The organism is Bartonella sp. OC16QHHD, from assembly GCF_042194035.1.
GTDB lineage: Bacteria > Pseudomonadota > Alphaproteobacteria > Rhizobiales > Rhizobiaceae > Bartonella.
The window spans coordinates 1-12,998 of the sequence record NZ_JBHIMJ010000050.1; the positions used below are offsets into that span (position 1 = coordinate 1).

General features: G+C 35.7%; 9 protein-coding genes. 3 read left to right on the forward strand and 6 right to left on the reverse strand.

Annotated features, from left to right (window positions below):
• Positions 1-102: 102 nt before the first annotated feature.
• Positions 103-363: a hypothetical protein gene (locus ACFIK1_RS05235; RefSeq protein ID WP_375662245.1), complete on the forward strand. Its 261-nt coding sequence runs from the start codon at positions 103-105 to the stop codon at positions 361-363.
• Between the two features lie 8 nt (positions 364-371).
• Positions 372-1,286 (forward strand): tyrosine-type recombinase/integrase, encoded by a 915-nt coding sequence (locus ACFIK1_RS05240; protein WP_375662246.1) that lies wholly within the window; start codon positions 372-374, stop codon positions 1,284-1,286.
• Positions 1,287-2,688: 1,402 nt separating this feature from the next.
• Here ACFIK1_RS05240 and ACFIK1_RS05245 read toward each other — a convergent pair.
• From ACFIK1_RS05245 to ACFIK1_RS05265, 5 genes are all read right to left on the reverse strand, one after another.
• The gene (locus ACFIK1_RS05245) at positions 2,689-3,477 is read right to left on the reverse strand and encodes an ABC-2 family transporter protein (RefSeq protein ID WP_375662247.1); all 789 of its coding nucleotides are present in this window, start codon (positions 3,475-3,477) and stop codon (positions 2,689-2,691) included.
• Positions 3,461-4,285, reverse strand: a complete 825-nt coding sequence (locus ACFIK1_RS05250; RefSeq protein ID WP_375634737.1) for an ABC-2 family transporter protein — start codon at positions 4,283-4,285, stop codon at positions 3,461-3,463. The genes ACFIK1_RS05245 and ACFIK1_RS05250 overlap by 17 nt, the downstream gene beginning before the upstream one ends.
• Complete coding sequence (locus tag ACFIK1_RS05255) at positions 4,260-4,601, reverse strand: hypothetical protein (protein ID WP_375662248.1); 342 nt, start codon at positions 4,599-4,601, stop codon at positions 4,260-4,262. Before ACFIK1_RS05255 ends, ACFIK1_RS05250 begins: the two co-directional genes overlap by 26 nt.
• Positions 4,555-5,280, reverse strand: coding sequence for an ATP-binding cassette domain-containing protein (locus ACFIK1_RS05260; RefSeq protein ID WP_375662249.1), 726 nt, complete (start codon positions 5,278-5,280; stop codon positions 4,555-4,557). The genes ACFIK1_RS05255 and ACFIK1_RS05260 overlap by 47 nt, the downstream gene beginning before the upstream one ends.
• 796 nt (positions 5,281-6,076) lie before the next feature.
• Complete coding sequence (locus tag ACFIK1_RS05265; RefSeq protein WP_375662250.1) at positions 6,077-7,060, reverse strand: RluA family pseudouridine synthase; 984 nt, start codon at positions 7,058-7,060, stop codon at positions 6,077-6,079.
• 206 nt (positions 7,061-7,266) lie between these two features.
• Between ACFIK1_RS05265 and ACFIK1_RS05270 the strand changes: the two genes are divergently transcribed.
• A complete protein-coding gene (locus ACFIK1_RS05270) occupies positions 7,267-9,048 on the forward strand; it encodes a glucan ABC transporter ATP-binding protein/ permease (protein WP_375662251.1) in 1,782 nt (593 codons plus the stop codon).
• A 1,239-nt stretch (positions 9,049-10,287) separates the two neighbouring features.
• On the opposite strand, the gene alaS is transcribed toward ACFIK1_RS05270, so the two are convergent.
• Positions 10,288-12,954, reverse strand: a complete 2,667-nt coding sequence (gene alaS, locus ACFIK1_RS05275) for an alanine--tRNA ligase (protein WP_375662252.1) — start codon at positions 12,952-12,954, stop codon at positions 10,288-10,290.
• Positions 12,955-12,998: the final 44 nt, after the last annotated feature.

A 12,998-nucleotide genomic window follows, 5' to 3' on the forward strand; every position in this document is an offset into this window, starting at 1 on the left:
GATAAAACAACTCTCAACAAAAGCTGCTTAACCTTATGGGGGTGTTTTGTTCCCCGCATATCTACGAGCACCCCCACCCTTCTTAACACTTTCAAGTAATGCATGATTCACGCCACACGTGAATTGCATCTCAATGTAAGGAGAAAAGATACGGCGCCTCGTCCAGCTGCTATAACGCAACCAGCCATTGCTCGCGCTTTAAGAGAAGCGAAAAAGCAAAAATGCGAACTCATAGAAATCAAACCTACCGGTGAACTGCTTATCTATCTTAAAGCAGATATTCCAATACCAAACTCAACAGCACATCCTGATAAAATATGGAATTTATCTCGTGATGATTATGAATTTGATATCATCTTATAGGTGTTCCCATGCCAAAACCACGCCCTCCTCACCTTGTGAAACAAATTACCCAACATGGCAAAATCGTATGGTATGTACGTATTGGTCATGGAAAACGTATTAGAATACGTGGTACCTATGGAACGCAAGAGTTTGTTGATAACTACAAAAGCGCACTTGCCGAATTACAAGGGCTTATACTTCCTAAATCCAAAACCGGTAAACTTGTTGAAGGGTCATTTGCATGGCTACTTAAACAGTATTTAAACAGCTCTAATTGGCATAGCCTCTCTACAGTTACAAAAAAGCAAAGAGAATACATCCTTATGAAGATATGCGATTCCGTAGGAGATATCCCATACCAAGCAATTAATAAGAAACATATCATAGCTGGAGTTGAACGGCGTAAAGAAACACCAGCAATGGCTAGAGAATTTCTGAAAGTACTTAATGGGCTTTTTAAATGGGCAATTGAACAAGGACTTTTGGAAAGCAACCCTACTTTAGGTATCACAAGACCTCCTCTTAAAAATAAAGAGGGCTTTCCTGTTTGGACAGAAGAAGATGTTGAAAAATATTACCAACGCTGGTCACATGGTACCCATGAACGTGTTTGGATTGATGTTCTTCTTTACACGGGGTTGCGCCGTGGTGATGCAGTTCGCATTGGCTGGAAAGATGTCAAAGACAATATTATTCATCTCAAAACAGAGAAAAGTAAATTCCAAACAGATGTTTTTCTCCCTATTTTACCGGAATTAGCCAAAACACTTGAAGCTGGTCCTATTGGTNCACGCGCAGCTAATTCTGGTGCAACAGTATCACAACTCAAAGCAATTTTTGGCTGGACACATGATGCTATGGCATCTCTCTACACAAAGAGCGCAGATCGCAAAAAACTCGCTCTTGAAGCCATAAAAAAGCTTCAAAAAGATGGGGGATAGAGGAAAAAAAACGTAATAGAATCAGGATTCCTCAATTCCCCCATATTAGACATAACTATTTCATTTTACTTGCTGTTTAAATCCAATAACAGACTAAAATATAGATTCACTATAATCTTAAAATAAAAATTTTGGAATTGATCATACATACAATGAATGAACCGTAAAATACAAAAGTAATCATAACACTAGAAAATGAAAAAGCTTATCACTCTTGTTCACTATTCCTTCCTCTCTCATTTTTTCTGTGTTATTTTTAAAGTCTTGTAAAAGATATGAATTACATGCAAAAAAATTTAGCCCTTTGTAATCTCTACGCCATCAATCACATTAGTTTTATTAATGATAAGCAATAACATCTGTATAGCTCTAAGCTTAGAGAGCAACACCAGATTAAAGTATAATTTTTATTTATTGTAAAAGAGTATGTAAAACTCCATTTTACTCTTATCATTGTTAAGAAAAATTGAAAAATGAGCTTATTAATATTTAAAAAATAGAAAATATTTTTTACAAAATAATATCTTATTTAATTACTTTTTAAAATAAACTATTTAAAATAATATAAATATATTATGTTTAAATTGTATATGTTTAAATTGTATATTTTTAATTAAATAATAATATTTATAATAACACTAAAATATTACATAATAATTATCTTTATATTAAATATAATAAGAAATTTACAAGAAAAATCAATTATAATTCTCTTTATTTACAAGAACAACAAAGAAATATATTTAATTATGTTATTGAACTCAGTTGCGTTGCCATCGTTTTTTCCTGCTTGGCTTAGTGGATCCTTTTATTTCCAAGCAATTATTAACTGAATTTTGACTGCTCAGCATGCTGAAAAATCTCTATGTGATTGTTGTCTTGATAATTGCTATCATGTTGTTTGGCGAAGCTCTTAGCTTTCTATCGGGCAACTTAAAAGCTTTATTCTGTCAATTTTCTTATTGTTTAAGCAAAAACTCATCCATGTAATAATATATTGAATGCACCAACAAAATCCGCACGAATAACCACATTCTGCACATATAAAAATTACCCATCTTTGACAATTTTTTAGCACTATAAACGCAACAAAAATAAATTTTGCTCGGAGGAGAAAGCACTACTAATATTGTACACCATCTTACCATTGGCTTGTGTCATCAAGCAGCCATCTAAACTCAAACTAATCTAAAACCAAGAAATTTAACTCTCTGATTTTTATTGTAAATTCTTTGCTCATAGCTATAGAAATACAACCGATTTTATGCATGAATATGTCTAATAAAAAATCTTCATGTGTAAATTTTACATGACTTATACCGCCAGCATAAATAACGATATTTTACAGTACGATAGAATTTTCACTCAATTTTTTATTTTTATAATCATGATGACTTTTATATTATCCCCCTAATCCATTAAATTTACGCATTGTTTTCTTATAACTTATGAAAGTCATGACCATGGAAAGAAAAGCGCTCAACAGAAGATATCCAATATTCCATTCGTCTTTACCAAGCAACAATGACACAGGCAAGGAAGCAGAAAAAGCCATGGGAAGCATAAACAAAAGCCATTTTACGATGCTTAAAGGATAAATTCCTATTGGCACAAATGAAAGCTCGTAAATCATTTCATGAAAATATTCGACAGGCATCTTACTGCTAATAATAAATGTTATAAAATTGAACATCATGAAAAAACAAATATTGACGATAAAAACACAAAATATTGCAACAATAAAAGAGATCCATCTTAGCTTAAGATCAGAAATATTCGGTAATGATACAAATAAATAGGCACTAACATAAAGGACAAAGAGCTTGATCAAATTAAGAGGTTTACACCAACCAAACAACATCAACAACCAAATTGAAACGGGCTTTATCAAGTATGGTTCAATTTTACCATCCGCTACTTTTTCAAAAAACGTTTCAATAGAATTAGTAAAAATATTCAAAAATATTCCAAGTAAAACAAAGACAACAAAGATAAAATGGATTTCATCTCTGCTATAGTTACCGATCTTTCCTGAAAAAGAAGATATTCTATCAATAAATATGAATTGAATAAAATAATAGCATAGAGAAAGAATAAACTCCCCAGCCAAATTCTTACCATAAACAATCTGTCGGCGGATATTCAGACTGATAAAATGAAGGATGATTTTCATCTCAACCACCTGCTCCATTATATGCTTTCATCCCTTTATTCCAAGCAATATAAATTAAGAATAAAAAACACAAAATATAAGTAAAACTTCCGAAAATAAACTGCTGAAACAACGCTAAATTTTGCGTCGCGAAAAACTCGGCAGGAGCTGATATCATGAAACGATAAGGATTAAATTGCATAAGCGGAATAAGCCACACCGGCCAAAAAGATGGTGGTAAAAGAACACCCCCAAGAAGCGCTGAACTGAGAATACTGAAAGAAAGTAATATATTGTACTCAATCACCCAAAAGCTTAATAAGGCAATTCCAAAAGAGATTAAAAAACAAAGCAATTGTGATAGAATAACAACCAGAAAAAAGAACAGAAAAGCGATGACCAATCCCAGAATATTTTCATAGGATAAAACAAGCTTAACAACAAAAAGAGCCAATAAGGGAATGCTATATAATACACTCTCCCCTAAAAAAGTAAAAAGCATTTGTGTCATATAACTAAAGGGCTTTGTAAGATATACTTCTAATTGACCTTCTTTAACATGATGAGAGAAAAACTTAATCACATTATAACCATTATTTAAGCGACCTAGGACTAAAGCAAAAGCATAATAATACATCATATCATAAAAGCTAAAGCCATTTATGGTGTTGCCCGTATCAGAGAAAAGTGCATTCCATAATAGAAGTTGAATAACAAATGGCGAAAGTGTCCCAATGATAATATCGGTAAAAAACATTGCTCTATCACTTAGAACAGTCAGTAATCCATTCTTGGCAAAAAGAAACATACCAAAGCAGTGGTTAGATAAATTCTTTAAATTTAACACGGAGCATCTCTTCAAGCGAGGGAGTGGATACAGAGAACGTACAGTTCAATTTGGTTGTAATTTCGCGTACAAAACGCGCAAAATCCTCACGGGGCAACGAAACCTCCAGCGAGCATTCTTCAGCGTTAAAGTGCTTATCTTTTAAAGGAGTAGATAATTTCAACGCAATCTCATCAATTTTTTCTACAACAGCTGAAGGTGCCGCCAAGTGTTCACAAAAAAGTGTCATTCTCACCAAAGAAGGAATGACATTTTTAAGCGCATGAAGATTACCATGAAACTGTTTTCTTTCCTTTATGCAAGAGAATAATATCATCGACGTATCCATCAATATCTCCCATATCATGACTTGTGATGATATACCCAGTGCCACGCTCCCTTTTCAGTTTTTTAAGAAGCTCCCTGATTTCATGCTTAGATGTAAGATCAAGACCAATACTTGGCTCATCGAGAAACAACAGTTTAGGTCTAAAGGAGAGATTAAATGCCAATTCACTTTTCACTCTCTCACCCAGACTAAGCATCCGCACTGGCTTATCCATAATATGCTCAAGACCCAGTAACTCAGCGATCTCTTTAAGATCACGGATAAAAGAGGCGCGTTCAAGACCATATAATGGTTGAACCATATCCAGACTGTAGCGTAAGGGCAAATCCCACCATAAACAATTCTTATGACCAAAGACCACACCCAAAGACTTGAACAGATTTTTCTTCGCTTTATAAGGATCAACACCAAGGACTTTAACACATCCCTCATCAGCGTATTGTATACCAGAAAGTATTTTAATCAGTGTCGATTTACCCGCTCCGTTAGGGCCAAGAATTGCTAACGATTGCCCTGAAAAGAGGGTGAAACTCATATCTTTTAACACATGATGATTTGTATAATCCGGCTTGAAGAGAGAAAACACCTTGTTTTTAAAACCAATTTCTCTGTCAATGTTGCGATATATTTTTGAGACGTTATTAACGTCAATCAATAATGATCCCATCAGTCACTCCTAATTTCAACTTATCCCCCTTTGAATGTTCCCATAATAAATATCTGTTTTTGTTCACTAGAAAAAACAAAAGTGTTCAAGCCCTCCCTAGAGCAATAAAACGCACCTGACGTTTTATCTCCAATTTTTTGTCTAGATATTTTTTCAATGTGATGAGTTCACTTCAATGAAGCATTAAGATACTAAAAACTTATTTCTTCTTTTATGAAAGATAATCTTTTGGATAAACTAAGTAAGTAGAAAAATAATTGGTCATTGAAAGGAGAGCTTTGCTAAGAAGGCTTCATTGTGTAAGCAAAGATACAAAGCATAAATCTATACTATAAGCATATCAAACCACATTGATAACAAAACAAAAATCCTTGACAACAGGAATTTTTTGAGAGGCTACTCTCCCTCAGCATTACTATAAAATGCCTCCATTATTCCCCATGAAAAAACTAAAATTGCTTTCACTATTTTAGTAAATATCTTTCAGATTTTATCTAACTCATCTCCCTCAACAGACACGCCTCCCCAATATATGACCTCTGTAGATAATTCAAAGGAGCAGCTTCATAAACTCAGATTATTAAACGATACATCATATCCAAAAATAACAATACAATCAATTATGGATAAAGATCTGTAGAAAGAAAGCCATGATATTCGAAAATTTCATCACTCAAAAACACAATTTTCTCATAGCGATTGACTTATCAAAAACTTTCTTCAAATGATGCCCTATTCATCTTATCAAATTTATAGACAAAATTTGTATCAATCAAAAAGAACAAATGAAGTTTGTTTAGTCGGTTTCAGCATCACTCTCATTAAAAGATAAAAGATTAAAACTTTGGACCATATGAGGTGGTAAAGGTGCAACAATGTCCAATATTCCTCCTGAAGGATGAGGAATACGAATACGACGTGCATGAAGATGAAGACGATTTTGAATTCCTCCTGGTAATGTCCAATTACTATCAGAAAAAAAATACTTTGTATCGCCAATGATAGGATGATCCATATGGGCAGCATGCACACGAAGCTGATGTGTTCTCCCTGTATAGGGTTCCATTTCAAGCCACGAAAGAGCCCGCCCTCGCGTATCTAAAACGCGATAGTAGGAAACCGCATGATGTGAATCTGGCTCCCCATGTTCACAAACACGCATTTTGTCACCTTGTGCAGTCATTTCCTTAACCATCCACGTTGAAATTTTGTCCTGCTTTTTTTTAGGCACACCCCGAACCAACGCCCAATAAGTCTTTTTTGTTTCTCGCGCTCTAAAAGCAGCAGTTAAGGACTGAGCAGCTCCCCTTGATCGCGCAACAATAAGCACACCCGACGTCTCACGATCAAGACGATGAACCAAACGCGGCTTTTCACCTTTTTTATTGCGCCATACCTCAAGCATACTATCCATATGACGTGTTAAACCAGAGCCTCCTTGTACAGCCAACCCAGCTGGTTTATTAAAAACAAATACCTTTGGATCTTCATAAAGCAGCATTTTTTTCAAAACGGTCCCATCATCCTGCCCACGAAGTGTTTTATCCGTTATTGAAAGATTTTCCTTGTCATTAATAGGGAGAGGTGGAATACGAACAGCTTGCCCTATACAAAGACGCGTATCGGCTTTAACACGTCCACTATCAACCCGTATCTGACCAGAACGCAACAATTTTTGCAAAGCTCCAAAACCAAGTCCTGGATAATGCACTTTAAACCAGCGATCTAAGCGCATTCCATTTTCATCTGCCTCAACTTTTTTTATTTCTATGCCTGCCATGAAAATTCCCTTACCTGCTAATTTTATTGATCTATTTTTGCGCCTTTATAAACACAAAAATTCATATTTTAGTTGGTCTTATCACACCATATTACAGTTAGTATCCAAAATTTCCTTTTCTTAACGTCCAAATTTTATTAGCTAAAAACTAAGCGTTGTAAAAATCAACAGCCTTTACGCTTAATAGCGAATGGAGATAATTAACCGTGTCCTTATTCAAAACCTATGCACGTGTTCTCACTTACCTAAATAGAGAAAAAAATGCATCCCTTTTAATCTGTACCGCTAATGTTATATTAGCTATTATCACTATTGCAGAACCTATTTTATTTGGACAAGTTATTGATTCTATTACAGACAAAACAGCTATCATCCCTACTCTTGCCATTTGGGTTTGTTTTGGACTTTCACATATTATTGCTTATGTCCTTGTTGCTCGCGGTGCTGACCGCTTAGCCCATAGACACCGCTTAACGGTTTTAACGGAATCTTTCGAACGTATCATTGCCATGCCTTTAATTTGGCATCAACAACGTGGAACTTCCAACGCACTCCATACACTTTTGCGCGCAATAGATTCCATGTCAACCATATGGCTTGATTTTATGCGCCAACATCTCTCAACGCTTGTCGCCTTATTGGTTCTCATCCCCATAGCGTTTAATATGAATTGGCGTCTTTCAATAGTCTTGGTTGTGCTTGCCATCATTTATGTATTAATTGCACGTTTAGTGATGCGAAAAACAAAAGACGGGCAAGCCGCTGTAGAATGCTATCATCATAACCTTTTTAAGCATGTCAGTGATTCAATCTCTAATGTTTCCATTGTACAAAGTTATAACCGAATAAAAGAAGAAACTTCCATACTGCATCAACATACAAATGCTCTTCTTAAAGCACAAAATCCTGTTCTCAATTGGTGGGCGCTCGCCAGTGGCTTAAATCGAATGGCTTCAACAATTTCAATCGTTTGTGTTCTTCTCCTTGGAGCTTTTTTTGTTGCAAAAGATCAATTACGAGTAGGTGAAGTCGTTGCTTTTGTTGGATTTGCACAACTCATGATTAGCCGCCTAGACCAAATGAGCAGTTTTATTAATTGTGCAATATCCTCACAAGCAAAACTGCAAGAATTTTTTGAAATGGAAGACTCAACCTTTCATATCAACGAACCGCAAAATCTTCCTTCCCTCCAAAATGTTAAAGGCGCCATACAATTTCATCACGTGACCTATCAATTCCAAAATTCTTCTCAAGGTGTTTTTGATATTTCCTTTGAAGTTAAAGCAGGACAAACTGTTGCGATTGTAGGACCAACAGGGGCTGGAAAAACAACATTGATCAATCTGTTGCAGCGCGTATACGACCCTACCCTTGGGCATATCTCCATTGATGGAATAAATATATGCTCAATCAATCGCGAATCTTTACGCAAATCTCTAGCAACAGTATTTCAAGACTCGGGTCTTTTCAACCGTACTATTCATGACAATATTTCAATAGGAAAAGCGAGCGCAACGAATGAAGAACTTTATGAAGCAGCAAAAATAGCAGAAGCTCACGATTTTATTCTAAAAAAAGCTGATTGTTATAACACAATAGTGGGCGAACGAGGATCTCAATTATCAGGTGGAGAAAAACAACGACTAGCAATTGCACGCGCTGTTTTAAAAAATGCCCCTATTCTCATTCTAGATGAAGCAACAAGCGCTCTTGATGTTGAAACAGAAGCACGAGTCAAAGATGCTCTCGATTGTATAAGCCATAACCGTACTACTTTTATTATAGCACATCGCCTCTCAACAGTACGCAATGCTGATGTGATACTCTTTCTGGATCATGGTCACTTAATGGAAAAAGGAAACTTTCAAGAATTAATCGATAGAGGGGGACGTTTCTCTAAATTTTTAAAGGCAAGTGGTTTAACAATCAAACCACCAAAAAGAGAAGGAGAAAATGTTATCCCCTTACATGAAGCCATAGCATCATAAAATTGACACTCTTTTCAAGCAAAAAAATCCTCCTCAGAATAACAAGAGTGCTTATATATGATACAAGTAAAAAGATTTCTAAAAATACCACAATCCATTTTAGGTATTTAAGAAAAATATTAAAACAGTCTAGTATTTTCTCTGCTATTGCAATTTTACTAGATTGGGACAAAAATATTTCCCTATATCTGTGAATATTGACGAGTATACATTCTCATTTAGGGAAAATGTAAAGGTAAAAACAATTTCCAGTTTTACCGTCTTCTTTTTACTCAGCTTTACGAATTTCAAAACGAACTAAAGAAATATCTTTTAAATAATGAATATTATGTATTGCGTTGCACTTTGTTTATCACTTTCTTTATAGTCCTCTCATAAAGAACAGAACATCATTGTTTTGCACATTCATATGACTTTTTTTAAGAAACATTTCTCAATGCTCTTAAGCCCATTTCACAACGACATTCGTGAGTGGTTTTGATTAATTTAACATACACAGAATTTGAAATAATAAAATCCTACGAATATTCGTAGCTCTTATTCAAAAGATAAAACGATAAATTATCATTATAACTCAATGTATTAAAGCAATTTTATCATAAATAAATTAGATGTTAATCTAAATCTTTAGATTTATGTGATATTCCTTTGATTCATATTGATAATTCATTACTTTATAATATGAAATAAAGATTTATAAAGATAGGAGAATATTCCTTTCAAGACCTTTTAATAATAAACCAAAAAACTGTTTTCTTGTACATAACAAGCAAAATGAAAACAATAGCTCTAAGATATAACAACGCTTTTATAAGCCTTTTCAAGGAAAGAGATTTTATTCATTTGAAAACTAATCGAATAATGACAGCTTATAACTTTATAAGGATAATCGTATGCAATAAATCTTATATTTTTCTTTCATAAAAAGAGATGTTTCTTCAAAAAATCTATAAGAGCAACATAATAACTAGTCTCCCTAGTAAAAGAATACACAGCAAAGCATGAAGTGCTGCATAATCTATCTTATCTTAAAAAGGTGATTCCTGAAACGCTTGGAAGCTATAAAGCCAAATGATAAAGTGGTGATAAAGACAAACACTGTCTTTATCTTTACAATTGTATTTTCCCCAATTACGCTGTATCTGCATTTCAGAAATACACCAGACAGATATTCATGATACATAGATGCCAACCAAATATAACAATGTGAAAAACACCTATGCAGAATGATTTCATTCTTTAATTTTTTTCAAGAAAATCTTTTAGTGCCGCAAATGCCTCATCAGCTTTGTTCCCCTCAGGACCACCAGCCTGCGCCATATCAGGACGGCCACCTCCACCTTTACCACCAAGCATCGCTGAAAGAATACGAACGAGATCTACAGCATTTAATTTATCCGTTAAATCATCCGTAACACCGACAACAGCACTCCCTTTTCCATCCTCCGAGACACTAATAAAAGCAACCACTCCAGATCCAATTTGTTTTTTCTCAGAATCGACAAGCGCCTTAAGATCCCGTGGTAAAATATTTTTAACAACGCGTCCGGTAAAAGAAAACCCATTGATGATGATAATATCATCTTGGCTCCTTTCTGTTATTCCACCACTCAACATCATTTTCTTGCGTACATCATTCAATTCTTTTTCAAGTTTACGACGATCATCAAGCAAAATTCGCACCCGTTCTTCCACGCCAACAGAAGAAATTTTTAAAAGATCAGCAATTTCATGAATACGTTCATCTTGGCGGCTAAGATAAAGACGTGCTTCTTTGCCTGTTAAAGCTTCAATACGCCGCACTCCAGCTGAAACAGAACTTTCAGAAACAATATGAATCAAACCGATATCACCTGTTCGCTCCACATGTGTCCCTCCACAAAGCTCAATTGACCAACGCTTTTTTAATCTTCCCTGTTCAAGTGGCTCCCCCATAGAAACAACACGAACTTCATCACCATATTTTTCACCAAACAATGCCATGGCTCCTTCAGAAATGGCATCATCTACAGCCATGAGGCGCGTTATCACTCTACTATTTTGCAAAATAATCTCATTTGCTAAATCTTCTATTTTTTTCAACTCTTTTGGTGAAACAGATTTTGGATGGGAAAAATCAAAACGCAACCGATCTGGCGATACAAGAGAACCCTTTTGTGTAACATGGTCCCCCAATGTTTGGCGTAAAGCTTCGTGTAACAAATGAGTAGCAGAGTGATTCGCACGAATTTTCTTACGACGAACAATATCAACCATTAATTCTACACAATCAGACCTCGATGCCTGACCAGATTTCACCTCCCCAATATGGATAAAAACACCATCGCCCTTTCTTTGGGTATCATGCACCTTAAAAATAAAATTTTCACTAGAAATGATACCGCTATCACCAATTTGCCCACCAGATTCACCATAAAAAGGTGTCTGATTAACAACAAGCATAGCTTTCTGACCTGAAAAAATATGATCAACAATTTTACCATCACACACAAGAGCTGTAAGAATACCTTTCGCTGTCTCAGTTTCATAACCTAAAAATTCTGTGGCCCCCACTTGATCACGAACAGAAAACCAGATTTTCTCTGTTACAGCTTCTCCAGAACCAGACCAATTGGCACGTGCTTCCTCTTTTTGGCGTTCCATCGCTTTATCAAAAGCACCAACATCAACAGAGATTCCTCGACGACGAAGAACATCTTGCGTCAAATCAAGTGGAAAACCATAGGTATCATAGAGCTTGAAAGCAACTTCACCATTCAAATAGTCCCCTTCTTTAAGATCGGTACTTGCTTCGTTCAACAAACCAAGTCCTCGTTCAAGCGTTTTACGAAAACGTATTTCTTCTAACCTTAAAGTTTCTGAAACCAAAGATTCAGCACGCACCAACTCAGGATAAGCTTGTCCCATTTCGCGAATTAAAGCAGGCAAAAGTCGCCACATTAAGGGCTCTTTAGCACCAAGAAGATGCGCATGACGCATAGCACGACGCATAATACGACGTAAAACATATCCTCTTCCTTCATTAGAAGGAAGCACACCATCAGCAATCAAAAATGCAGATGAGCGAAGATGATCAGCAATGACACGATGGCTGGCAATAAAATCACCCTTTGCCTCAATCCCTGTAATTTCTTCTGACGCGTCAATTAATGCACGAAAAAGATCAATGTCATAATTATCATGAACGCTCTGTAAAACAGCTGCAATACGCTCTAACCCCATACCGGTATCAATAGAAGGATGAGGTAAGTTAACACGTTCTTCCTTGGAAACTTGCTCATACTGCATAAAAACAAGATTCCAAATCTCAATAAAGCGATCCCCATCTTCATTAGCACTTCCAGGAGGACCGCCCCAGATTTCATCACCATGATCATAAAAAATCTCCGAACAAGGCCCACAAGGGCCTGTTTCTCCCATCGACCAAAAATTATCAGCCGTCGCAATACGGACAATTTTTTCATCTGGAAGACCAGAAATTTTACGCCACAGTTCAGCAGCAACATCATCACTCTGATAAACTGTCACCAACAATTTATCTTTTGGCAGGCAAAATTCCTTTGTTAAAAGATTCCATGATAAAAAAATAGCTTCTTCCTTGAAATAATCACCGAAAGAAAAATTACCCAGCATTTCAAAAAATGTATGATGGCGCGCCGTATAACCAACATTATCAAGATCATTATGCTTTCCACCCGCACGAACACATTTTTGTGCCGTTGTTGCCTGCGTATAAGAAGGTTGTTCAAGTCCAGTAAAAACATTTTTAAACTGCACCATCCCTGCATTTGTAAACATAAGTGTAGGATCATTCCGCGGAACAAGCGGACTAGAAGAAAGAACTTTATGCCCATTACGATGAAAATAATCCAAAAATATTGACCGAATATTATTAACACTATTCATGTTGACACCTGCTCAATACAGCACAAAACCATAAAAGAAAAATC